Origin of the sequence: Aestuariicoccus sp. MJ-SS9, from assembly GCF_032586235.1 — a bacterium.
Taxonomy (GTDB): Bacteria; Pseudomonadota; Alphaproteobacteria; order Rhodobacterales; family Rhodobacteraceae; genus Aestuariicoccus.
On the sequence record NZ_JAWHTD010000007.1, the window covers coordinates 121,680 to 144,877 of the forward strand.

Here is a 23,198-nt window from a genome sequence, read left to right on the forward strand (position 1 = left end):
CCGGTGTGGGTGGCTGCCGCCCACAAACGGTCGATGGCCGCCGCTATTTGTCTTTCTTCTGGGAATTCGCGACATTCGCCGCGAGCATCCGCGCGCGTTTGGAATTATTTCCTTTCCTGGGGTCGACCTCTTTCGCCTTCCCACCCTTATGGGTCGTCACCTTGGTTCCCTTGCCCCGCTTGCTCGTTTTTGCGTGCGACGTTCCCAAGCTGAAGCCTTTGGTTTTTCGCGTCATCTGAAAACCCCTTGTATGAAATGATCAGGCACCAAAATAATCCATGCCCATAGGCGGAAGGATGCCTGCTCGATGGCGCGCTTTCAAGCTTTCTTGCCCCTGCGGCAGCGTTCCGAGCAATAGCGCACCTCGTCCCAGACCCGCGCCCATTTCTTGCGCCAGGTGAACGGCAGACCGCAGGTGGCGCAGGTCTTGGTCGGCAGGTCGGATTTCTTTTTGTGCGTCGGCATCGCGGTCCCTCATCCCGGGCTTGACCCGGGACCTGCGCCGCCGGGGCCCCGGGTCAAGCCCGGGGCTGTGCCGCGCCTATCTCAGAGGTCGAGCGTCAGCTGCGCGTCGTCCCCCGGGCGCGGCTTTCTGCGGCGCGGGGCGCGGTCGTTGACGAAATGGCGCTGCGGGTCCTTGCGGCTGGCGTGTTTTTCCACCACCCGCGCGGCCTCGTACCGAAAGGACGGGTCGGCGCGCACCGCCCAGACCGCCTGCCGCGCGGCGCGGGCGGCCTCGGCGACGTCGACCACCGGCGCGGGATAACGCAGCCGCGCCGCGCCCTCCCAGCGCCAGGGTTCCTGCAGGAAGGTGTCGGGAACCTCGGCCAGCTCGGGCAGCCAGCGGCGGGTGAAGGCGCCCTCGGGATCCTGGTCGCGGCCCTGTTTGACCGGATTGTAGATGCGCAGGGTGTTGATCCCCGTGGTGCCCGATTGCATCTGGCACTGGCTCCAGTGGATGCCCGGTTCATAGTCGGTGAACATCCGCGCCAGATGCGCACCGGTGGCGGGCCAGTCCAGCCAGAGGTGATAGCTCGCCACCGACATCAGCATCGAGCGCATCCGGAAATTCAGCCAGCCCGTGGCGATCAGCGACCGCATGCAGGCGTCGACGAAGGGCAGACCGGTTTCGCCCTTGCGCCAGGCCTCCAGACGCGCCGCATCCGGTTCCCGGGGCCGCAGCCCCTCGTAGGCGCTGTGCAGGCAGCGGCGTTCCAGCGCCGGTTCATCCTCGAGCTTTTGCATGAAGTGGTCGCGCCAGGCCAGCCGCGATTGCAGGCTCTTGAGGCTGTCGGCCCAACCGTCCCGCCGCCCGCGCACGTCGCGCTGGCGCGCGGCGGTGGCCTGCACGGCCTCGCGCACCGACAGGGTGCCGAAGGCCAGATGCGGCGAGAGCCGCGAACAGGCCGCAGCGCCCGCCAGAGGCGAGGACATGGCGTGGCGATAATCGCGCCCGCGGGTCTCCAGAAACGACGCCAGCAGCGCCTCGGCATGGCCCCGCCCGCCGGGCTGGCGCTGCGGGCAATCCTCGGCCAGGCTTAGCGCCGCCGCATCCGGCAAAGGGTCCGACGACAGCGTGACCGGCGGCAGCGCAACGGGTGCTGGCAGCATATCGCCCGCCATGAAGCGGTTGCGCGCCGCGGCCCAGCGGTCGCGGCTTTTCAGGCGGCGCACCACGCCGCTTTGCGGCAATTCCGCCCAGTCCACACCCTGCGCCCGGGCCCAGTCGGCGACCCTGCGGTCGCGCGCATAGGTCCAGCCGTTGCCGGTCTCCTCATGGCTCACCAGATGGCGCGCGCCGGTCTCCTGGCGCAGGCGTTCAAGCGCCTCAACCGCGTCGCCCAGGCGGATCACCAGATCGGAGCCTCTGGCGCGCAAGGCCTCGCGCAGGGTCAACACGCTCTCACGCAGAAACGCGAATTGGCGGCCGGACGCATCGTCCTGCCGCCAGAGTTCGGGTTCCAGAATGTAGACCGGGACCGGGCGGCCGATCTCTTGCGCCAGATGCAGGGCCGGATGATCGGCCAGCCGCAAATCCCGTTTGAACCACAGAAGCGTGTTCATGCGCCTCCGTTACTCGGTCTCGATCAGGGCCGGGCCGACCTCTGTCTGGGTTTCCGCGCCCTCGGGCCCGTCGCTCTAGACAAAGAGCCAGGCCACCATCGCGACCAGCAGCAGAGCGGCCAGCAGGACCACGCCCTTGATGCCCACGAGGGCCGGTTTATGCTTGCGTTTCTGTTCCTCGATATTCGTGTCGGGTGCCGACATGGGCTGTCCTTTCGCAAATGTTTCCGGGCCGTGCGCTTGCAGGCCCTCACTCACGGACCTAACACTCTAGGGCGCGGCGCTGTTCCATCAACGCCGGCCGCGATGCCACCAGACGAAGGACGACACCCGATGAAAGACGCCGCGCCGAAAACGATTTATCTTAAAGATTACACCGCGTTCGGGTGGACCATCGAAGAGGTGCGGCTGACCTTCCGCCTGGCCCCGCGCGCAACCCGCGTGATCAGCCAGATCCGGTTCGCCCCGACCTCCGGCGCGCCCAGGCAGGACTTTTTCCTGCATGGCGAGGATCTGCGGCTGATCGCGGCCAGGATCGACGGCCAGCCGGTGACGCCCACGGTAACGCCCGAGGGGCTGACCTGCGACGTGCCCGACGGCCCCTTCACCTGGGAGGCCGAGGTCGAGATCAGCCCCGAAACCAACACCGCGCTCGAAGGGCTTTACATGTCGAACGGCATGTATTGCACCCAATGCGAGGCCGAGGGGTTCCGCAAGATCACCTATTACCCCGACCGGCCCGACGTGATGGCCACTTTCACCGTCCGGATCGAGGGCGACGAGGCAGTCAAGCTCAGCAACGGCAACCCGACCGGCTGCGGCGAGGGCTGGGCCGAATGGCACGATCCCTGGCCGAAACCGGCCTATCTTTTCGCGCTGGTAGCAGGCGGGCTGGTCAACCACCCCGGCAGCTTCACCACGATGTCCGGCCGCGATGTGGCGCTCAACATCTGGGTACGCCCGGGGGACGAGCACAAATGCGCCTTTGCCATGGAGGCGCTGAAGAAGTCGATGACCTGGGACGAAGAGGTCTACGGGCGCGAATACGATATCGATGTCTTCAACATCGTCGCGGTGGACGATTTCAACATGGGCGCGATGGAGAACAAGGGGCTGAACATCTTCAACTCGGCCGCCGTGCTGGCCAGCCCCGAAACCTCGACCGACATGAATTTCGAACGGATCGAGGCGATCATCGCGCATGAGTATTTCCACAACTGGACCGGCAACCGCATCACCTGCCGCGACTGGTTCCAGCTGTGCCTGAAAGAGGGGCTGACGGTGTTCCGCGATGCGCAGTTCACCAGCGATATGCGGTCGGCCGAGGTCAAGCGGATCTCGGACGTGATCGACCTGCGCGCGCGCCAGTTCCCCGAGGATCAGGGCCCTCTGGCGCATCCCGTGCGGCCCGAAAGCTTTCAGGAAATCAACAACTTCTACACCGCGACGGTCTATGAAAAGGGCGCCGAGGTGATCGGGATGCTCAAACGGCTGGTGGGCGACGAAGGCTATGCCCGCGCGCTGGCGCTTTATTTCGACCGGCACGACGGCGACGCCGCCACGATCGAGGATTGGCTGAAGGTTTTCGAAGACGCCACCGGTCGCGACCTCACGCAGTTCAAACGCTGGTACAGCCAGGCCGGTACGCCGCGCCTGTCGGTCGAGGAACACTGGCAGCCGGGCACAAGCGAGGCCGCGCAAGGGGGCAGCTACACGCTCACCTTCCGCCAGCACACCCCGCCCTCGCCGGGACAGGACGTCAAGGAACCGCAGGTGCTGCCCATCGCCGTGGGTCTGCTCAACCCCAACGGCGACGAGATCGTGCCGACGCGGATGCTCGAGATGACCGAGACCGAGCAGAGTTTCACCTTCGACGGGCTGGCCTCGAAACCCGTCCCCTCGATCCTGCGCGGGTTCTCGGCGCCGGTGGTGCTGGAACGGCAGAGCAGCCGCGAGGAGCGCGCCTTTCTGCTGGCCCATGACACCGACGCCTTCAACCGCTGGGAGGCGGGCCGCGACCTGGCGCGCGATGCGCTGATCGCCATGATCCGCGACGGCGCAGAGGTGGACGGCGCCTGGCTCGACGGGCTCTACCGGGTGGTGGCCGACAGCACGCTCGACCCGGCCTACCGCGCGCTGATGTTGAATACCCCGTCCGATTCCGAGCTGGCGCAGGTGCTTTTCGAACAGGGCGTGGTGCCCGACCCGCAGGCGATCTGGGACGCCAAGGACCGCGCCGCCACCGCCCGCGCCACGCGCTGGAAAGACGCGCTGCCCGGTCTCATGGCCGAGGCGCGGGTCGATGCGCCCTTCAGCCCCGACGCCGATCAGGCTGGCAAACGCGCGCTCGGCGCCGCGGTTCTGGCGATGCAGTCCCGGCTTGACGGCGGCGCGGCGGCGCAGGCGCAGTTCGACAGCGCCGACAACATGACGCTGCAGCTTTCGGCGCTGACCTGCCTGATCAGGGCCGGCGCCGCCGAAACCGCTCTGACCCGGTTCCACGACCAGTGGCAGGGCGACCGGCTGGTGATGGACAAGTGGTTCGGCCTTCAGGTCGCCGTGGCCCCGCCGAAAGACGCCGCAGACGTGGCCGCCACGCTGACCGCGCATCCGCTCTTTACGCTCAAGAACCCGAACCGCTTCCGCGCGGTTCTGGGCGCGCTTGCGGGCAACCACGCGGGCTTTCACCGCGCCGACGGTGCGGGCTACCGGCTGCTGGCGGACTGGCTGATCACGCTCGACGATCTCAACCCGCAGACGACCGCGCGGATGTGCAGCGCCTTCCAGACCTGGAAGCGCTACGACGCCGCCCGCCAGGCGCTGATCCGGGCCGAATTGGAGCGGATCATGGCCAAACCCAAGCTCAGCCGCGACACCGGCGAGATGGTCGGGCGGATCCTCGGATGAGCCGGCTGCTGCTCGTCACCGGGGCCAGCGCCGGGATCGGCGCGGCCACCGCGCGGCTCGCCCCCGCGCATGGCTGGGGCCGGGTCATCGTCCATTACGGCCGCGACCTTGCCGGGGCCGAGGCCGTGGCGGCGGATATCCGCGCCGAGGGCGCCGAGGCGCATGTGGTCCAGGCCGATGTCGCCGATCCCACCGCCATCGCGGCCATGTTCGGCGAAATCGCCGCCCTGCCCCCCGGCCCGCTCGATCTGGTGAACAACGCCGGCATCGTGGCCCCCAAGGGCGGCATCGCCGATCTGACGCCCGAGCGCGTCACCCAGGTCTTTGCCGTCAACGTTCTGGGCGCCATCGAGGTGGCCCGTCAGGCGGTCGCCTACATGCGCGCGCATCAGGGCGGCGGCATCGTCAACGTCTCTTCGGTCGCCGCGCGCACCGGGTCGGCCGACGAATATATCGACTACGCCGCCAGCAAGGGCGCCATCGACAGCTTTACCACCGGACTGGCCGACGAACTGGCCGCCGAGGGCATCCGCGTCAACACCCTGCGCCCCGGCCTGACCGACACCGGCATCCACGCCAAGGGCGGCCAGCCCGACCGGCTGGAACGGCTGGGCCACATGCCAAAGCTCGGCCGCCCCGGGACGGCCGAGGAAATGGCCGAGGGCATCCTCTGGCTGCTCTCCGACAAGGCGTCCTACGTCACGCGCGCCGTGCTGGACGTCTCCGGCGGGCGCTGAGATGCGCTTCGAACGCACCGGCCGGTCGTGGACCGCGCTGATCGTGCTGCTGGGCGTCTGGGCGGGGCTCTTTGCGGCCTACCTGATGCTGGCGGCGGCGGGCTGGATCGTCGCCGCGCTGCTGGCGCTGAGCCTGCCCGCTGCCTGGGACTTCGCCGCCGGGCGCCGCGCGGGCCTGACGCTCGATGACGACGGGATCGCCTGGTTCAGCGGGCGGATGCGCGGCGAGGTGCGCCGGGCCGAGCTCGACCACGTGCGTCTGGACCGGCGGCTCGACATGACGACCCGGGTGTCGCTGGTCACGACCGAGGGCCGCCGAATCCGCCTGCCGCAGGAATGCGTGCCGCCGCTCGCGCGCTTCGAAGCGGCGCTCGAGGCCGCCTCCATCCGCACCGAACGCCATCCCTTTTCGCTTTTGTGACGGAACCCGCCGACGCCTGCCCGCGTTTTAAGCGGAACTCAGCCCGTCCGGGCCCACGGCGACACAGATCTTTGACAGCGGCGCGGGCGGCGTTGAGAAATGTCACCCGGACGTTGCATATTCTGTGCAAAAGGTGCTGCATGAAACACCGCATCGACCCGCTGATCGAGGAACGCGCGCCCTGGCTCTTCGCGCCGCACCCCGGTGCGCGCCTCGCGCGGGCGGCGCTGAACCGGCTTCTCGGCTATGACCGCACACTCGAACTGGCCGCGCAATTCCGCGACAGGGACCCGGCCGAGATCATGCACCGGATGGGCGTCCTGCTGGCCCGCGATGTAACGGTCAGCGGCCGCTCGCACCTGCCCCGCCACGGGCCCGCGCTGATCGTGGCGAACCACCCTACGGGCATCGCCGACGGGATCATCCTGCACCACCTGATCGCGCCCCTGCGGCCCGACGCCTATTACTTTGCCAATCACGACATCTGCCGCGTGCTGCCGCAGATGGAGCGCATGATCGCCCCGGTGGAATGGCGCGCCGAAAAACGCAGCCATGGAAAGACCCGCGCGACCATGGCCTATACCCGCCAGGCGGTAAAGGACGGGCGGCTGGGGGTGATCTTTCCTTCGGGCCGCCTGGCCAAGCGGCGCGGGCTGAGCCTGCACGAACGCCCCTGGATGGCCTCGGCGGCGATGATCGCGCGCAAGTTCGACCTGCCGGTGATCCCGGTGAACATCCGGGCGCGCAACTCGGCGCTGTTCTACCTCTTCGACCTGATCCACCCGACGCTGCGCGACATCACCCTGTTCCACGAGACACTGAACAAGGACCGCCAACCCTATCGCATCACCATAGGCGAGCCGATTTCCGCTGCCGCCCTGCCCGCGCGCTCCGAAGACGGGATCGACATGCTGCGCCGCGCCACCCTCGCGCTCGGCGGCCCCAAGGCCCCGGCGGTGTCGCTGGTCGACGTGACGCGCCGCCCCGGATGGCGCAAGGCCTGAGGCCAAGGCCCCACACCCCGTTTCACTGATCCCCAAATATCCCCGCCGGAGGCTCTGGCGCCCGCCACCGGCGCCGCCAAAAGATCAGCGCGCGCCGACCGTCCTCAGCGCCAGCCGGGTCGCCGGCCGCGCCACCGGGCGCAGCGACCGGGCAAGGCCCGTGCAATAGCTCTGCTTGCGGATCCAGGTCGCCATGTCCTGCCGCTTGGACCGGCTGTGGAACGGGCCCCAATCAGCGGCCACGCCGCGCATGCGATGGCTGATCACCCCGTCGCGCGGTACCGTCACCGACATGATGCGCAACGCGCAGCTGAGGTTCAGCGCCCCGTCCTTCAACGCGCCGCCGCTGCGCGCGCGGCAGCCGTAGCCGCGCGCCGTCGCGGGCAGAATCTGCAACAGTCCGAACCACTTGCCTCCGCCGCCCACGGCGTGGGGGCGAAAGGTGCTTTCGTGTTTCGCCAGCGCCGAGACAAGGCCGATCCAAAACGCTTCGCGCTGTTCGCGGTCGCCGGATTCGTAGGCCGGGCACCAGGTCTCGATATCGCGGGGCACGGTCCGCGGCAGGACGCCGGCGTGGCTGCGCAGCGCCGCGAGCGCCGCGCGCGACCAGATCGCCGCCGGGCCGCTGTCGCCCCAGCGCGCCGGCGGCAGACTCTCGGTCCGGGCCACGGGGCGCGGGGACGCCTCGACCGCGCGCGGCGACAGCGCGGCCGGCGTATTGGCCAGACCCCCTTCGGCGGCCCCGAAAAGGACCGCGATACAGCAGAAAACGCGCAGCATCCGGGCATAATGCCTCAAAATTGCCCAAATTCGCAAGCGCCCAGTCCCGCCTCCGGTTAACGGATCGTTTACGAATTGGGATCGAACCCGGCTCCGGTCGCGAAGATGGCTCTGCAAATCCCCGCTCTTGCCGCTTTTGAGACAGATTTGGCGTTCATTCACATATGCAACACACAGTTGCAAAGGTCCGATCACCCCATGCCCTCCCTGCTCTCCCGCGCAATACCGACGGTCGCCAACGCGGCGCAGACGCGCGACCGGACCGATGGCCCCTCGCGGCCGAGACACCGGCACGACAGCCCGGCGATTTCGATCCCGGTCGTTGCGCAGCCGAAAACCCTGCGTGCCCGTGCAGCGCATGTCAAAAAGGGCCGCCACCTGGCCCGGCAGGAAAGCTGGAACACGCTGGCCAAGTTGATCCGCACCGCCGACCGGCGCCGTCTGGCGGTGGGCGACGGCGCATTGGTCGCCGAATTGCTGGCCGCGGGGGCGCGCGCCGATGCGATGGAGGCCGCCCGCGAGGCCGTGTCGAGGAGCGACCCGCTGGGCGCGCGCTATCCCGTGTCCTCGCTGGAGGCGGCGATCGAGGACGACGCGTCCGATGTCGCGCTGGCGCTGGTCCTGGCGCTGGCCCATATCGACGTGGCGCGGCTCTGGTGCGGCGCCGACGGTCTGCCGCCGGTGATCGAGGACCAGCACCGCGCCTATTCCGGTCATCTCGCCGACGCCGCCCGGCTGATCGCGCCCTTCGACCCGCTCGAACTCGATTCCCCTCTGCTGGCCAGCCTGCGCTGCCGTCTGCTGGCGGCCGATCTGCGCCCCCGCGACCGCGTCGCCGACGATTACGAGGATCTGATCGACCTCGCCCCCAACACGCCCGGCCCGTTGCGCGCGCTGGGCCGCGATCTGCTGCCGCGGCGGTTCGGCAATTACGAGATGCTCGACACCGAGGCGCGCCGCAGCGCCGCCCGCACCGGCGACGTCTGGGGCCAGGGCGGCTATGCCTGGGTCTATCTCGATGCGCTGGCGCTCGATCCGGGCGCGCTGCGCCGGATCGACGCGGAATTGTTCGTGGCCGGGCTGCACGACATCGTCGAGCGCTGCGGCGACCAGCACACGATCAACGTCCTTGCGGCCTTCACCGGGCTCAGCATGTCGAGCAAGGGCGACCGCCGCCCCGCCCGCATCCGCATCGCCGCCTGTTTCGACTGGATCGCCCGCGATCACCTGCGTGAAGTGCACCCCCTGGTCTGGGACGCCGCGCCGACGCCCGGCACCGCCGACGCGGGGCCCCAGGATCTGGCCGGGCAGATCGCCCGCGGCAAATCCCGTGCGCTGTCGACGCTGGCCGATCACTTCGCGCTCGAAATCGCGGCGGGCCAGCGGATCGAATTTCACCCCGAAGGTCTGCGCGTCCTGTCTGACGGCTAGGCCCTCTTGCCCCGGAACGGCGGCTTGGGTAGACCCTGCCCAACCACGCCATTCAAGGGACGCGACCGATGCTGGATCTGAGCTACGAGGCCCCCAAACCCAAGGTGATCGCCGGGGCCAAGCACGATTGGGAACTGGTCATCGGGATGGAGGTGCACGCGCAGGTCGCGTCTAAGGCCAAGCTCTTTTCCGGCGCCTCGACGCAATTCGGCGCGGAACCCAACGCCAACGTCTCCTTCGTCGATGCGGCCATGCCCGGCATGCTGCCCGTCATCAACGAATTCTGCGTCGAGCAGGCGGTGCGCACCGGGCTTGGGCTGAAGGCGCAGATCAACCTGGTGTCGGCCTTCGACCGCAAGAACTACTTTTACCCCGACTTGCCGCAGGGCTATCAGATCAGCCAGCTTTACCACCCCATCGTCGGCGAGGGCGAGGTGATCGTGGACATAGAGCCGGGCATCGCCCGCCGCGTGCGGATCGAGCGGATCCACATCGAACAGGACGCGGGCAAGTCGATCCATGACATGGATCCGGCGATGTCCTTCGTCGATCTCAACCGCACCGGCGTCGCGCTGATGGAGATCGTCAGCCGCCCCGACATCCGCGGCCCCGAAGAGGCCGCCGCCTACGTGGTCAAGCTGCGCCAGATCCTGCGCTATCTGGGGACCTGCGACGGCAACATGCAGAACGGCAACCTGCGCGCCGACGTGAACGTATCGGTCTGCCGCCCCGGCGATTACGAGCGCTATCAGGAAACGCAGGATTTCTCGCATCTGGGCACGCGTTGCGAGATCAAGAACATGAACTCGATGAGGTTCATCCAGCAAGCCATTGATTATGAGGCGAAACGCCAGATCGCCATTCTGGAATCCGGCGGCAAGGTCGACCAGGAAACCCGGCTTTACGACCCCGACAAGGGCGAGACGCGCTCGATGCGGTCCAAGGAAGAGGCGCATGATTACCGCTACTTCCCCGACCCCGACCTGCTGCCTCTGGAAATAGAACAGGCCTGGGTCGACGAGATCGCCGCCTCGCTGCCCGAACTGCCCGACGAGAAGAAGGCGCGCTTCGTCAAGGATTTCAGCCTGTCGGAATACGACGCCAGCGTGCTGACGGCAGAAACGGCGAATGCGCAGTATTTCGAAGAGGTTGTGAGCCATTGCTCAGACGGCAAGCTGGCCGCGAACTGGGTCATCAACGAGCTTTTCGGCCGCCTGAAGAAAGAGGATCACGACATCAATGACAGCCCCGTGTCACCCGCGCAGCTGGCCGGGATCATCACGCTGATCAAGAAGGGCGACATCTCGGGCAAGATCGCCAAGGACGTGTTCGAGATCGTCTATACCGATGGCGGCGACCCGGCGGTTATCGTCGAGGAGAAGGGGCTGAAACAGGTCACCGACACCGGCGCGATCGAGGCCGCGGTGGACGAGGTGATCGCCGCCAACCCCGCGCAGGTCGAAAAGGCCAAGGCCAACCCCAAGCTGGCGGGCTGGTTCGTCGGTCAGGTCATGAAATCCACCGGCGGCAAGGCCAACCCCAAGGCCGTGAACGAGATCGTGAGCGCCAAGCTGGGGCTCTGAGCCCCGCTGATTCGGACCGATTCGCCACGATTCGGTCCGTTTCAGCCCCACCGCTGAATCTTTGGGCGCAGCCTTCTCATTAGGCATATATCTGCCAACTCCTTGTCGCCTCATGGTTTTGCCAACGCGAAATCCGGCCATCCGCTCACGCATATCGGGAAGTATGGAATCCGATACTCGACGGATAAGCTTCCGTAGCGTTAACCTCTTCATAACGGCGCGATATTTGCCGCAGTCCCAGGATGTTCGGGGCGTCAGACACGTGATTGGAACGGGGGGGGTCGCTTCCGTTTGGTTTTTAGCAAGACCATCGAGGGGGTTGCGCAAGCAGGCCCCTCGATTTTTGTGGGGCTGACGCGCGGCACTCCGATTGCTACGGTTCTGACATTGAAGCGAAAAACAGGCCCCTCATGCCGCATTACGAATACAAGGTCGTTCCCGCCCCCGCCAAAGGCCGCAAGGCCAAGGGCGTCAAGGGCGCCGAAGGCCGTTTTGCCTTTGCCGTCGAACAACTGCTCAACGACATGGCCGCCGAAGGATGGGAGTTTCAGCGCGCCGAAACCCTGCCCAGCGAGGAGCGCGCCGGGCTGACGAAATTCGTCACGACGCCGCGCAGCCTGCTGGTCTTTCGCCGCGCCCGCGCCGACGACCTGTCGGCCTTTCAGCCCCGGATGCTGACCGCCCCCGACGCCCAACCGCCTCAGAACGGCGAAGACGCGGACGAAGAGCGCGGCACTGACGGCGGCCCCGGCATCGCCCTGCGCCTGCGCGCGGAAAGCCTGCACCGGCCGGAGTGACCGCACCCTCCGCCAGACGACGGATCAGGTGGAAAGCTTCATCGACAAGGCGTGAATCCGGCCCATCAGATCGGTCCCCAGCGCGTCATGCACCGCACGATGACGCGCGATCCGGCTCTGCCCCTCGAAAACCGCCGAGCGGATCACCACATAAAAGTGGCTTTCGCCACCCTCCTGATAGCCCGCGTGCCCCCGGTGCCGCTCGCTGTCGTCGCGCACCATAAGCTCGATTGGCGCGAAGGCGGCGCGCAGCCGGTCCTCAATTTCCTGCGTTCTCGACATTTTTCCCCGTCCACCCCTGTAAACTGCCGCATGTTAGTCTAAACTCCGGCGTCCGAGTCGAAAAGGTGTTCCCATGAGCAAATCAGATCCCTTCGGTTTTGACATGTCTGTCAGGTCGTCGAAGAAGAAGAATCCACGCGGGCGGCGGGGCATGTCGGGCGAATCCGAAACCTCGACCCGCATCTGCGATCACGACGGCTGCGAAGAGCCGGGCAAGTTCCGCGCGCCCAAGGCGCCGGACGTGCTGGACGACTTCTTTTGGTTCTGCAAGGACCATGTGCGCGAGTACAATCTCAAGTGGAACTTCTTCGACGGCAAGACCGAGGCCGAGATGAACGCCCAGGAAAGCGCCGACAAAGTGTGGGAGCGCAAGACCAAAGACTGGCGCGACCCCGAGGCGCGCGCCTGGGCGCGGCTGGGCATCGAGGATCCGCATCAGGTGCTGGGCGACAAGGCCACGCGCAATCCCGGCAAATCCGCCGGCGGCACGCGCCGCCTGCCCCCCACCGAACGCCGCGCGATCGAGATCCTCGAGGCCAAGGACCACTGGACCAAGGCCGAGGTCCGCAAGGCCTACAAGGCGCTGATCAAGGTGCTGCACCCCGACATGAACGGCGGCGACCGCAGCCAGGAAGAACAGCTGCAAGAGGTCGTCTGGGCCTGGGACCAGATCAAGGAAAGCCGGAATTTCAAGTAAGGGTTGATCGAGACCGGTTCGATTTTGCACAAATGCAATCGTACCGGTCCTGACCGTCCCGAGGGCGAAGGTTGAATTTATCCGGTTAAAAGTATATTTTGGTGGTAAGAGTTTACCCGTTCAGGGATCCGGCGACAGGGCGGAATGTGATCAGTGACGACATCGACCCTTATTCAGACCGCGGCGCGCGCCGGGACGTGCACGCGATGAACGCCATCATGGGCCTTCTGCAATCGGTGAATGCGATCTACGCGCCCCTGCCCGGCGCCAAGACCCTGCGCCAGTTCGAGGACGAGACGCATCTGGGCGCGATAGGCCACGGCGGCCGACGGCACATCTGCCGCGTACGCTGCGAAAACGGGGCCGCGCTGGCGATGTACTTGCGCCCCACCACCGAGGAAACCGAGCTGTTTTTCATGGCGGTCACCCGGCACGCACCCGACCAGGGGTTGTCGGATTGGTGGCGCGGCACCGTCAAACCCCGGCTGGAGGTTTTGCTCGCTCATGGCTGACATGCCCGAATTCGTCCCCCCGGCCTCGGATGCCGTCAAGGGATCGCTCGCCGATGTGTTCGAGCGCTACGAGACCGATTCCGCGCTCGACCATGACGACATGGTCTTTCGCCGTCAGCTGCTGCGCTACGGCGACGCGGTCCGCGCGCGGCGCAAGGCGCTGGGATGGACCCAAGCCCGACTGGCGCGCGAGGCCGGGCTGAAACAGCCGCAGATCTCCGAGATCGAGGGCGGCAGCATGCGCGACGGCCCGCGCTTTCGCACCATGTCGCAGCTGGCGGACGCGCTGGATCACGACGGGTTGCGGGCGCTCGAGCAAGAGCCGCCGAAGGTGGCGCTCGACCCCGCGGTCTTCGACGCACCGGCCAACGTGCGCGCGCAGATCTTCGCGATGGTGTCTCAGAACCTTGCGACGGCAACCTTCGGCGCGGCGCTGCTGGGGAGCGCGTATCTTCTGGTGCGCCGGGCGCAGGAAAACCCGCTGGGGTTTTCGACCGAATGGATTGGCGATCTGCGCCAGGTGAAGGAAACGAAATACCTGATCATCGACCAGGTGGTCGAAAGGCTGGGACTGACCAATCCCGCCGGAGAGGACGAAGCCGTCGAACGGTATCTGGTCCTGGGCGAAGGCGGCGAAAGCGAGACGCTGATCGCGCGGCGCAAGGCGCAGGCCGGATGACCGGGACCGCGACGGATTGGGTCGCGCTGATTTCGTCGGGGGCCGGGGTGCTGGGTTCGCTCGCGCTGGCCTATCCGATCTGGAAAGGCCTGCCCGACCGGCGCGGCTATGAGGCCGCGCTGAAGAATCACAAAGACGGGCTGATCGACGAAACGGGCTTTGCGGCGGCCCGGGGCACCTATCTGACAGAGCTTCTGGGCAGCTATGGCACCAACCGCACCTGGACATGGATCGGGCTGGGAATGCTTTTCGCCGCCTTCCTGCTGCCGCTTGGGCGCGAGGCCTGGCGGCTGCTTTGACGGCGCGCCCGGGCGATTGGCAACTGGAGCCGGCGCGGCACATCGGCTATGGATTGCGCCGCATCGAATTCAGCGGGGAGGCGCGACATGAAGTGGGGACGGATCGAAACGGAGGCCGGCATCGTGACCGGGGTGATCGCGGACGGCATGTTGCATCCGCGCGCGGGGCTCGGCTCTGACGAGGCGGCGGGCGATCCGCTGCCGCTTGCGGACGCGCGGCTGCTGGCGCCCTGCCAACCGGGCAAGTTCATCGGGCTCTGGAACAATTTCCACGCGGCCGCCGAAAAGAACGGCAACACCATCCCCGACCACCCCTTGTGGTTTCTAAAGCCCGACAGCTCGGTCACCGGGCACGGGTCGGAGGTGGAACTGCCCGCCGCCGCCGGGCGCTGCATCTTTGAGGGCGAGCTGGGTATCGTGATAGGGCAGACGATCCGGCAGGGGTCGGAGGCCGAAGCGGAGGCCGCGATCCTGGGCTATACCTGCGTGAACGACATCACCTCGCTCGACGTGCTGAACGCCGACCCGGCGTTTCCGCAGTGGACGCGGTCCAAGGGGTTCGAGGGTTTCGGCGTGCTGGGCCCGGTGATCGAGACCGATGTGGACTGGCGCGCGCTGACGGTGAAGGTGCTGGTCGGCGGGCGCGAGCGGCAATCCTACGCGGCGTCGGACATGATCCTGTCGCCCGCCGAGATCGTGTCGAAGCTGAGCCATGACGTGACGTTCAGCCCCGGCGACGTGATCGCCTGCGGCACCTCGCTGGGCGCCCGCCCGATCCGCGCGGGCCAGGAGATCGAGGTGGTCATCGAGGGCATCGGGGCGGTGTCTGTGACCACGGTCGCGCCGTCGGAAGCCTGAGGGGCGGGACAATCTGGTTTCGCCAAACGCTGGTGCGTTTGGCGACCGGGGGGGGGGGGGGGGGGGGGGGGGGGGGGGGGGGGGGGGGGGGGGGGGGGGGGGGGGGGGGGGGGGGGGCACCCGGGGGGGCGCCGGGCGCCCGTGTGGGCGGGCCAACATTGTTCTACCCAATAGCGTTGGGGCGCCCCCCCCCCGGCTGGGGGGCCAGCCCCCCAGACCCCCCGGAGTATTTCTGCCAAGAAGAAGGGGGGGGATTTCAGCGATTGGCTGTTGCGCGGCGCTGCAATGGAATTGGGAGGGCGGGGGGTCAGGCCGGTCGGAAGACCAGTGACACGCCGTTTATGCAGTGACGCTTGCCGGTGGGCTTTGGGCCGTCGTTGAAGATGTGACCAAGGTGCGATCCGCAGCGGGAGCAATGCACCTCGGTGCGTGGGATCAGAAGCTTGAAGTCGCGGCTGGTGGCGACGGCGCCGGGAAGGGCGTCGTAGAAGCTGGGCCAGCCGGTTCCGCTGTCGAACTTGGTCTGCGACGCGTAAAGCGCCAGGTCGCAGCCGCGGCAATGAAAGAGGCCCGCGCGTTTTTCGTCGTTGAGCGGCGAGGTGAAGGCGCGTTCGGTGCCCTCCTTGCGCATGACCCGGTATTCCAGATCGCTCAGCATCGCCTTCCACTCGGCATCCGAGCGGGTGACCTCGTAGGGCGCGGCGGCGGCGCGGTCGGTCAGGCCCGTGGCGGCGCAGAGGCCTGCCAGAAAGCTGCGTCTTTTCATTCCGGTCCTCCGGTGGCTGTGTGGAAAAGATGCGCCCCCGGCCTGGTGAACACAAGCCAGGGGCGCGCAACTCTGCGTGAGGAAAGCATTAGGGGATAACGCCCCCCACAGAGCCGCATGGGGTCACATGGACGGCAGCAGGACGCGGTCGACCACGTGAATGACTCCGTTGGATTGCATGACGTCGGCGACGACCACCGTCGACGAGCGGCCGCGTTCGTCGGTCAGCACGATATTCGAGCCCTCCATCCGGGCCTGCAGCGTGCAGCCGCCGACCGTGGGCACCGGGTGCATCCCGCCGTCGTCGGCGATCATGCCGGCAATGGCGTCGGACATGGCGCTGGCCGACACCACATGGCAGGTCAGCACCTTCTGCAGCGCCGCCTTGTTTTCAGGCTCAAGCAGGGTCTCGACCGTGCCCGCGGCCAGCGAGGAAAAGGCGCTGTTGGTCGGGGCGAAGACCGTGAAGGGGCCCTCAGAGCTGAGCGTTTCGACCAGATCGGCGGCCTTGACGGCGGCCACCAGCGTGGTGTGATCGGCGGAGTTGACCGCGTTTTCCACGATGGTCTTGTCGGCGAACATTGCCGCGCCGCCGACCATGGGGTTGCCGGTTTGCGCATGGCTTTCGGCCTGGGCCAGGCCCGCGACCAGGCAAAGGGCGGCGGCGGCGTTCAAAGTGGGGATCGTTTTCATATCGTGTCTCTCCTCGATGCTCCGGCGCGATTGTCGCGGCGGTCAGGCACAGACACGGGAGGCGGAAGGACAGAGTTTCGCCGACTGGATCACAAACCGGTCACGAGGGCGTGAGTGGCGGCGCTCAGCCGCGCACCCCGAGCGACCCCACCGCCAGAACCGGCCCCGTGGGCGCGCCGGTGGGCGACCCGCCGGGCGGTTCGCGCGAGATGGCGACAGTGGCGCCGGGGCTCATGCGCGCCACCAGTTCGTCGGGCACGGGGATCTGCGTCAGCGTGTCGGGCTGCATCAGCCCGACCGAGATCGGCGCGGCCGAAGGTCCCGGGATCAGCCAGATCTCCAGCGCGCTGTCCTGGGGAAAGACGCCCGCGTCGCGTCGCAGCATGAAGGTCTGGCTGTCGGGCGCCCAATGCGCCAGCAGCGTATAGCCCTGGTCTTCGGCCACCAGATCGGCGTAGAGATGCGGCGCTTCGGGCTGCAGCATATCGGTCTGCAACACCGCCCAGGCCAGAAGCCCGGCGGCCACGGCGCCGCCGAGATAGGGCATAAGCTGGCGCCAGAGCGGCGGGCGTTTTTGTCCGAAGAGCGCGCCCTCGATGCGGCGGAACACCTGCGGCGCGGGATCGACCGGGGCGATGTCGTCGGTGAGGGTGGTGAAATAGGTGCTCCAGGCCGCGACGTCCTGGCGCAGATCCGGGTCCTGGGCCATCTGCGCCTCAAACCGGCGCGCCTCGTCCTCGGACAGCAGGCCCAGCACGTATTCCGCCGCCATCGCCTCGGCCCCGCCGGGCAGATCGGCCGTATCCTCGGGACCCGTCATCGGCTCAGACACTCCCTGAGTTGCATCAGCGACCGGCGGAGCCAAGTGCGCACGGTGTTCAGCTTGACCCCGGTCGCCTCGGCCAGCATGGCATAGGTGTCACCGTCCAGATAGGCGCGGCGCACCATCGCCGCGCGGTCGGGCGGCAATTCGCGCAGGCATTCGGCCAGCTGCGCCGCCTCGGCCCGCGCCATGGCCTGACGTTCCGGTCCGGGGGCCGTATCGGCCACCAGATCCGCTGCCTCGATCGGCGCGGGACGGGCCGCGCCCGACAGGCGGCGGCGGCGGTCGATGGCCACGTTGCGGGCCAATGTGATCAGCCATGTCATGGGCGAAAATCCGTTGACGCGATACTGCCCCGCCTTGTCCCAGATGCGCACGAAACTCTCTTGCAGCGCCTCCTCGGCCTCGGCGGGGTCGGACAAGACACGCAGGCAGACGCCGAAAAGTTTCGCCGACGTGCGATCGTAAAGCGACCGGAAGGCGCCGCGGTCGCCCATGGCGACGCGGGCGATCAGGTCTTCGATGTCCGTCTGCGCTGTCATGCTGCCCGATCCGGCCTCTTGGCGGGCCCCGCCCGGCACCCAGGCCACAACACCCCAGCGCGGCGGCTTTTGCAAGCGGGCAACGCCCTCCCTTGCCCGGCAAGCGCCGCGTGCCGCCGCCATGACCCGAGATTCCCGCCCCGCCGCTCTTGCCCCCCGGCGCGATTTGAGGCACCTACGCGTCAATACAAGACGCGCGAGACGGAAAGGATTTCCCATGGCGGATGGCACGATGGACATCAATGCAAAACCCACCGAAGAAATCTCGGTTCGCGAAGTCTTTGGCATCGACACCGACATGGTGGTGCACGGCTTTGCCGACGGCAGCGACCGGGTGCCCGACATGGACAGCACCTACAAGTTCGACCCCGACACCACGCTGGCCATCCTCGCGGGGTTCCGCAACAATCGCCGGGTGATGATCCAGGGCTATCACGGCACCGGCAAGTCGACCCATATCGAGCAGGTCGCCGCCCGGCTGAACTGGCCGGCGGTGCGGGTGAACCTCGACAGCCACATCAGCCGGATCGACCTGATCGGCAAGGACGCGATCAAGCTGGTCGATGGCAAGCAGATCACGCAATTCCAGGAGGGCATCCTGCCCTGGGCGCTGCGCAACCCCTGCGCCATCGTCTTCGACGAATACGACGCCGGCCGCGCCGACGTGATGTTCGTGATCCAGCGGGTGCTGGAGACCGACGGCAAGCTGACGCTGCTCGACCAGAACCAGGTCATCACCCCGCACAAGTATTTCCGCATCTTCGCCACCGCCAACACGGTGGGTCTGGGCGATACGACCGGGCTTTACCACGGCACCCAGCAGATCAATCAGGGCCAGATGGACCGCTGGTCGCTGGTGGCCACGCTGAACTATCTGTCCATCGACGCCGAGACCTCGATCGTGCTGTCCAAGGCGCCGCATTACAACACCGAGAAAGGCCGCAAGACCATCCGCCAGATGGTCACCGTGGCCGATTTCAGCCGCCGCGCCTTCATGAACGGCGAGCTGTCGACGGTGATGAGCCCGCGCACCGTGATCGCCTGGGCCCAGAACGCCGAGATCTTCCGCGACGTGGGCTATGCCTTCCGGGTGTCGTTCCTTAACAAATGCGACGAGCTGGAGCGCCAGACAGTGGCCGAATTCTACCAGCGCTGCTTTGACGAGGAACTGCCTGAAAGCGCGGCGTCGCTCTCGATGGCCTGATTTCGAACCGGGCTGCGCCCGGTCCGACCCGCGCGCCTTCGGCGGCTCTATGTAAGCTCCCACCGGGCTGCGCCCGGCGGGAGCCGCGCGCCTCCGGCGCGACTTACCATCGGATCGGCTGCGCCGATCCGACCCGGGCGGGCGCTGCGCGCCCGCTTTTGTTTTGCGACACAGCGGCAATCTGTCTCATCCAGCAGACCGCCGCCAAGGTCGTATACAACGGTATGCGGATGATGATCGCATATGCACTATGTTTGGCCTGTCTTGGTCCGGCGCCGGGCGGGGCCTCGGGCGCGATGGACCAGGCGCTCTTTTTCGCCTCTTGCGCGGGGCGCTCCGCGGCGGTCTTTCACTATCAGCGGTTCAACACCGGCGTGCCCACCCGCGAGGCAGAGGTGCGCCGCATGCAATATGACGATCTTTATGCCGCCGTCGCCCCGCCGCAGGGGCCCGAGGCGGACCTGCTCTGGCAGCAGCGCCGCCGCAGCCAGGAGGCGCAGGAGCGGCTGTTGATCCAGGGCGAGTATCACGTCGACGCCCGGACGGCCGCCCGCGCCGAGGCCGAGGCCCGCCGCCGCCTGGCGCAATGCGACGCGGCCCTGCTGGGCTAAGCGGCCCCCGAAGGTGCATTCCCTCTTGCCATTTCGGCGCTGAAAGACGACATCTGACACCATGTCCAAGCCTGCCGACAACCCCGCCGATCCGTTCAAGAAAGCCCTCGCCGAGGCCACCAAGGTCATGGCCGACGATCCCGAGCTGACGGTCAGCTATACCGTCGACCCGTCGGGCGTGTCGGGCGACGCGATGCGTCTGCCGCAGATCAGTCGCCGGATGACCCGCGACGAGGTGATGCTGGCGCGCGGCACGGCGGATGCGCTGGCGCTTTACCGGCGCTATCACGATGCGAACACCCATGCCCGCTATGCCCCGCCGGGCGACATGGCGCGCGAGCTTTACGAGGCGATGGAGACTGCCCGCTGCGAGGCGATGGGCGCGCGCGACATGCCCGGCACCGCCGGCAATATCGACGCCAAGATCGGGCACGAGGCGCAGCGCCGCGGCTTTGACCAGATCAAGGACGCCTCGGAGGCGCCGCTGGCCAATGCGGCGGGCTATCTGATCCGGCATCTGGCCACCGGGCGCGACCTGCCGGACGGCGCGGCCAACGTGATGGAGCTCTGGCGCGGCTTCATCGAGGAACAGGCCGGCGGCACTCTGGCGGGGCTTGAGGACACGCTGCGCGACCAGGCGGCCTTTGCCAAATTCGCGCGCAAGATGATCACCGATCTGGGGTACGGCGACCAGCTGGGCGACGACCCGGACGAGATCGACGAGGATTCCGAGGACCAGGCCGAGGACGGCGCCGAGGATCAGGAAGAGCCCGACAGCACCGGCCAGGACGATCAGGACGAAGACCAGAGCGAGGCCAGCGCTGAATCGAGCCAGGAAGAGACGATGGATCCGTCGCAGGCCCAGGTCTCGATGGACGAGATGGCCGATCAGGAGCTGGGCGAAGAGGCCGAGATGCCCGAGGGCGAGGCCCCGCTCGAACCCCCTGCCCCGCAGCCGGTATCCGACGCCGACCCCAATTACACGGTCTACGATTCCACGAACGACGAGGAAATCGCCGCCGAAGAGCTGGCCGAACCGGTCGAGCTGGAACGCCTGCGCGCCTATCTCGACCAGCAGCTGGAGCCCTTGAAGGGGGCTGTCAGCCGGCTGGCCAACAAGCTGCAGCGCCGCCTGCAGGCGCAGCAGAACCGGTCGTGGGAGTTCGACCGCGAGGAAGGCATCCTAGATGCCGGCCGTCTGGCGCGGGTGGTGGCGAACCCGACGACGCCGCTGTCGTTCAAGGTCGAGAAGGACACCGAGTTCCGCGACACGGTGGTGACGCTCTTGCTGGACAATTCCGGCTCGATGCGCGGGCGGCCGATCAGCATCGCCGCGATCTGCGCCGACGTGCTGGCGCGCACGCTGGAACGCTGCAGCGTCAAGGTCGAGATCCTCGGCTTTACCACCAAGGCGTGGAAAGGCGGCATGGCGCGCGAAAAGTGGCTGAACGAGGGGCGCGAACAGCAGCCCGGGCGGCTCAACGACCTGCGCCACATCATCTACAAAGGGGCCGATGCGCCCTGGCGGCGCACCCGCGACAACCTCGGTCTGATGATGAAAGAGGGGCTGCTCAAGGAAAACATCGATGGCGAGGCGCTGGAATGGGCGCATCGCCGGATGGTTCACCGCGCCGAGGCGCGCAAGATCCTGATGGTGATTTCCGACGGCGCGCCAGTGGACGACAGCACTCTGTCGGTGAACTCGGCCAACTACCTGGAAAAGCACCTGCGCGACGTCATCGCCATGGTCGAGCGGCGCAAGCAGGTCGAGCTTTTGGCGATCGGCATCGGCCACGACGTGACGCGCTATTACGAGCGCGCGGTGACGATCACCGATGTCGAGCAGCTGGCGGGCGCGATGACCGAACAGCTGGCTGCGCTCTTCGACAGCGACCCGCGGGCGCGGGCGCGGTTCATGGGCCTCAAACGCGCGAGCTGACCTGTCGGGCGAAAAGCCGCAGGACCGCGTCAATGCGCCGGGCGATCCAGGTGCGGCGACGGGTGACCAGCGCCTTGTCGGCATTGCGCTCATGGGTGCCGCAGGGTTGCAGGTGATCTGGACGGGCGGTCAGGATGCGGGTGTCGATGGGGCTGATCATGGGCTCTCTCCTAAGCTGGTGACCTCATCCTGCCGGACCGCGGATATCGCCGCTTGAGGCTTTCCCTGTGATTATCCTTGGAAACCCCTGTGAAACGACCCGAAGCTTGCGGAAACGCGTGGACGCGGCTTAACTCATGCCATGCATTACCGCTTTACCGATTGCCTGCTGGACATTGACGCTCTGACCCTCACCCGGTCAGGCCAGCCGGTGGCGGTCGAGCCTCAGGTCTTCGACCTGATCCGCCTGCTGGTCGAGAACCCGGGCCGCGTGGTGACCCGCGACGAGATCGTCGCCGCCGTCTGGGGCGGGCGCATCGTCAGCGAGTCGGCCATCTCGGCCCGCATCGCCGCCGCCCGCAAGGCCGTGGGGGATGACGGCAAGGCGCAAAAAGTGATCCGCACCGTGGCCCGGCGCGGGTTGCAGATGGTGGCCGAGATCGCCTATCCCACCGACGCGGCGCCAAACGGGACAAGCCAGCCCAAGCCCGTCACCCCGCCCCGGGTGCGCTATACGAGCAATCCGCGCGGTCAGATGCTGGCCTATACCCTCTTCGGGACCGGCCCGCCGGTGCTCAACGTGTCGTTCTTCGCCCGCTCCATCGAACGCGAATGGCACGTCGGCACGCGCCGCACGATACTCGAAAGCCTGGCGCAGGATCACGAGGTAGCCTGTTACGACGAGATCGGATCCGGCCTGTCGGACCCGGACATGACCGGGGTCACCTATCCCGGCAAGGCCGAGGACGCGCTGGCCGCCGCCGATGCGGCGGGCTTCGGCAGTTTCTCGATCTTCGCGGAATCCGGCGGCGCCCTGCCGGCGATCATTCTGGCCGCCACCCATCCCGACCGGGTGCGCTGCATAGTGATCTCGGGCGGCTATGCCGAAGGCCACGCCCGGCGCGGCGACGACAGCGACACCGATTATATCCGCGCCCTGATCTCTGCCGGCTGGGACCGGCCCGGCAGCCCCTTCACCCGCACCTACCTGACCGCCTATTGCCCCGACGGCCCGTATGAGGCCGCCAACGAGGTGGCCGAGATGATGCGCGCCGCGGCCAAGCGGGACAACATGCTGCACCAGCGCGACCTGCAGAACAACGCCTCGGTGGTCGACTACCTTGGGTCGGTACAATGCCCCGTCCTGCTGATCCATGGCCGCCGCGACAGCGTGCATCCGCTCTCTGGCGCACAGCGGCTCGCCAGCGGCATTCCCAGGGCCGAGCTGCACGTTCTGGATTCCGCGAACCATCTGCCGCTTGAGGGATCGGGGCTGCTGGCGCCTTATCTGGACACCACCAAGGGTTTCCTGGCCGAACATGGGCGCGACCCGGATTGACGGAACCCGAGGCTCGGGGGCTGAAGCCTCTGGCGCCCGCCGACAGGATCGCTACTCTCCGCCGAAAAGGA

General features: G+C 67.2%; 27 protein-coding genes. 16 read left to right on the forward strand and 11 right to left on the reverse strand.

The annotated features are described in order from the left end of the window. Positions 1-43: 43 nt before the first annotated feature. From RXV88_RS07560 to RXV88_RS07575, 4 genes are all read right to left on the reverse strand, one after another. Positions 44-235, reverse strand: coding sequence for a hypothetical protein (locus RXV88_RS07560; RefSeq protein ID WP_316291653.1), 192 nt, complete (start codon positions 233-235; stop codon positions 44-46). 83 nt (positions 236-318) lie between these two features. Next, on the reverse strand, positions 319-465 hold the full coding sequence (locus RXV88_RS07565; RefSeq protein ID WP_316291655.1) for a DUF2256 domain-containing protein: 147 nt from the start codon (positions 463-465) through the stop codon (positions 319-321). An 81-nt stretch (positions 466-546) separates the two neighbouring features. Next, on the reverse strand, positions 547-2,064 hold the full coding sequence (locus RXV88_RS07570; RefSeq protein ID WP_316291657.1) for an FAD-binding domain-containing protein: 1,518 nt from the start codon (positions 2,062-2,064) through the stop codon (positions 547-549). Between the two features lie 75 nt (positions 2,065-2,139). Next, a complete protein-coding gene (locus RXV88_RS07575) occupies positions 2,140-2,268 on the reverse strand; it encodes a hypothetical protein (protein WP_316291659.1) in 129 nt (42 codons plus the stop codon). 129 nt (positions 2,269-2,397) lie between these two features. On the opposite strand from RXV88_RS07575, the gene pepN reads away from it, so the two are divergent. The 4 genes from pepN (at position 2,398) to RXV88_RS07595 (ending at position 7,133) form a co-directional block, all read left to right on the forward strand. Further along, positions 2,398-4,971, forward strand: coding sequence for an aminopeptidase N (pepN, locus tag RXV88_RS07580; RefSeq protein WP_316291661.1), 2,574 nt, complete (start codon positions 2,398-2,400; stop codon positions 4,969-4,971). Beyond that, positions 4,968-5,708, forward strand: coding sequence for an SDR family oxidoreductase (locus RXV88_RS07585; RefSeq protein ID WP_316291662.1), 741 nt, complete (start codon positions 4,968-4,970; stop codon positions 5,706-5,708). The genes pepN and RXV88_RS07585 overlap by 4 nt, the downstream gene beginning before the upstream one ends. Before the next feature lies 1 nt (position 5,709). Then, on the forward strand, positions 5,710-6,129 hold the full coding sequence (locus RXV88_RS07590) for a hypothetical protein (protein ID WP_316291664.1): 420 nt from the start codon (positions 5,710-5,712) through the stop codon (positions 6,127-6,129). A 140-nt stretch (positions 6,130-6,269) separates the two neighbouring features. After that, positions 6,270-7,133: a lysophospholipid acyltransferase family protein gene (locus RXV88_RS07595; protein WP_316291665.1), complete on the forward strand. Its 864-nt coding sequence runs from the start codon at positions 6,270-6,272 to the stop codon at positions 7,131-7,133. An 84-nt stretch (positions 7,134-7,217) separates the two neighbouring features. On the opposite strand, the gene RXV88_RS07600 is transcribed toward RXV88_RS07595, so the two are convergent. Further along, a complete protein-coding gene (locus tag RXV88_RS07600; protein WP_316291667.1) occupies positions 7,218-7,913 on the reverse strand; it encodes a transglycosylase SLT domain-containing protein in 696 nt (231 codons plus the stop codon). A gap of 198 nt (positions 7,914-8,111) precedes the next feature. On the opposite strand from RXV88_RS07600, the gene RXV88_RS07605 reads away from it, so the two are divergent. The 3 genes from RXV88_RS07605 to RXV88_RS07615 all read left to right on the forward strand — a co-directional run bounded on the left by RXV88_RS07605 (position 8,112) and on the right by RXV88_RS07615 (position 11,724). Continuing rightward, positions 8,112-9,344: a hypothetical protein gene (locus tag RXV88_RS07605; RefSeq protein ID WP_316291668.1), complete on the forward strand. Its 1,233-nt coding sequence runs from the start codon at positions 8,112-8,114 to the stop codon at positions 9,342-9,344. Between the two features lie 68 nt (positions 9,345-9,412). Then, positions 9,413-10,927 (forward strand): Asp-tRNA(Asn)/Glu-tRNA(Gln) amidotransferase subunit GatB, encoded by a 1,515-nt coding sequence (gene gatB, locus RXV88_RS07610; RefSeq protein ID WP_316291670.1) that lies wholly within the window; start codon positions 9,413-9,415, stop codon positions 10,925-10,927. A gap of 410 nt (positions 10,928-11,337) precedes the next feature. After that, entirely contained in the window at positions 11,338-11,724 is a 387-nt protein-coding gene (locus RXV88_RS07615; RefSeq protein WP_316291671.1) for a hypothetical protein, read from the forward strand. A 24-nt stretch (positions 11,725-11,748) separates the two neighbouring features. Here the strand turns inward: RXV88_RS07615 and RXV88_RS07620 are convergent, their stop codons facing one another. Beyond that, entirely contained in the window at positions 11,749-12,006 is a 258-nt protein-coding gene (locus RXV88_RS07620) for a BolA family protein (RefSeq protein ID WP_316291673.1), read from the reverse strand. A 73-nt stretch (positions 12,007-12,079) separates the two neighbouring features. Here RXV88_RS07620 and RXV88_RS07625 point away from each other — a divergent pair, with 73 nt between their 5' ends. The 5 genes from RXV88_RS07625 (at position 12,080) to RXV88_RS07645 (ending at position 15,051) form a co-directional block, all read left to right on the forward strand. Then, positions 12,080-12,703, forward strand: a complete 624-nt coding sequence (locus RXV88_RS07625; protein WP_316291674.1) for a J domain-containing protein — start codon at positions 12,080-12,082, stop codon at positions 12,701-12,703. A 146-nt stretch (positions 12,704-12,849) separates the two neighbouring features. After that, positions 12,850-13,215 carry a hypothetical protein gene (locus RXV88_RS07630; protein ID WP_316291675.1) on the forward strand — a complete coding sequence of 122 codons (366 nt, stop codon included), beginning with the start codon at positions 12,850-12,852 and terminating at the stop codon, positions 13,213-13,215. Further along, positions 13,208-13,894, forward strand: coding sequence for a helix-turn-helix domain-containing protein (locus RXV88_RS07635; RefSeq protein WP_316291676.1), 687 nt, complete (start codon positions 13,208-13,210; stop codon positions 13,892-13,894). The genes RXV88_RS07630 and RXV88_RS07635 overlap by 8 nt, the downstream gene beginning before the upstream one ends. Beyond that, positions 13,891-14,193, forward strand: coding sequence for a hypothetical protein (locus RXV88_RS07640; RefSeq protein WP_316291678.1), 303 nt, complete (start codon positions 13,891-13,893; stop codon positions 14,191-14,193). The genes RXV88_RS07635 and RXV88_RS07640 overlap by 4 nt, the downstream gene beginning before the upstream one ends. Before the next feature lie 87 nt (positions 14,194-14,280). After that, entirely contained in the window at positions 14,281-15,051 is a 771-nt protein-coding gene (locus RXV88_RS07645) for a fumarylacetoacetate hydrolase family protein (protein WP_316291680.1), read from the forward strand. Between the two features lie 307 nt (positions 15,052-15,358). Here the strand turns inward: RXV88_RS07645 and msrB are convergent, their stop codons facing one another. From msrB to RXV88_RS07665, 4 genes are all read right to left on the reverse strand, one after another. Next, positions 15,359-15,817: a peptide-methionine (R)-S-oxide reductase MsrB gene (gene msrB, locus RXV88_RS07650; RefSeq protein ID WP_316291681.1), complete on the reverse strand. Its 459-nt coding sequence runs from the start codon at positions 15,815-15,817 to the stop codon at positions 15,359-15,361. A 123-nt stretch (positions 15,818-15,940) separates the two neighbouring features. Then, positions 15,941-16,510 (reverse strand): fasciclin domain-containing protein, encoded by a 570-nt coding sequence (locus RXV88_RS07655; RefSeq protein ID WP_316291683.1) that lies wholly within the window; start codon positions 16,508-16,510, stop codon positions 15,941-15,943. A 124-nt stretch (positions 16,511-16,634) separates the two neighbouring features. After that, positions 16,635-17,330, reverse strand: coding sequence for an anti-sigma factor domain-containing protein (locus RXV88_RS07660; protein WP_316291684.1), 696 nt, complete (start codon positions 17,328-17,330; stop codon positions 16,635-16,637). Beyond that, a complete protein-coding gene (locus RXV88_RS07665) occupies positions 17,327-17,875 on the reverse strand; it encodes a sigma-70 family RNA polymerase sigma factor (RefSeq protein ID WP_316291685.1) in 549 nt (182 codons plus the stop codon). Before RXV88_RS07665 ends, RXV88_RS07660 begins: the two co-directional genes overlap by 4 nt. 217 nt (positions 17,876-18,092) lie before the next feature. Here RXV88_RS07665 and cobS point away from each other — a divergent pair, with 217 nt between their 5' ends. The 3 genes from cobS (at position 18,093) to cobT (ending at position 21,629) form a co-directional block, all read left to right on the forward strand. Continuing rightward, the gene (gene cobS / locus RXV88_RS07670; protein WP_316291687.1) at positions 18,093-19,079 is read left to right on the forward strand and encodes a cobaltochelatase subunit CobS; all 987 of its coding nucleotides are present in this window, start codon (positions 18,093-18,095) and stop codon (positions 19,077-19,079) included. Positions 19,080-19,309: 230 nt separating this feature from the next. Beyond that, complete coding sequence (locus tag RXV88_RS07675; protein ID WP_316291689.1) at positions 19,310-19,690, forward strand: hypothetical protein; 381 nt, start codon at positions 19,310-19,312, stop codon at positions 19,688-19,690. Between the two features lie 61 nt (positions 19,691-19,751). Further along, positions 19,752-21,629: a cobaltochelatase subunit CobT gene (gene cobT / locus RXV88_RS07680; protein ID WP_316291691.1), complete on the forward strand. Its 1,878-nt coding sequence runs from the start codon at positions 19,752-19,754 to the stop codon at positions 21,627-21,629. Here cobT and RXV88_RS07685 read toward each other — a convergent pair. Continuing rightward, complete coding sequence (locus tag RXV88_RS07685) at positions 21,613-21,789, reverse strand: hypothetical protein (protein ID WP_316291693.1); 177 nt, start codon at positions 21,787-21,789, stop codon at positions 21,613-21,615. The two genes, cobT and RXV88_RS07685, sit on opposite strands and share 17 nt — an antisense overlap. 141 nt (positions 21,790-21,930) lie before the next feature. On the opposite strand from RXV88_RS07685, the gene RXV88_RS07690 reads away from it, so the two are divergent. Next, a complete protein-coding gene (locus tag RXV88_RS07690; protein WP_316291695.1) occupies positions 21,931-23,127 on the forward strand; it encodes an alpha/beta fold hydrolase in 1,197 nt (398 codons plus the stop codon). Positions 23,128-23,198: the final 71 nt, after the last annotated feature.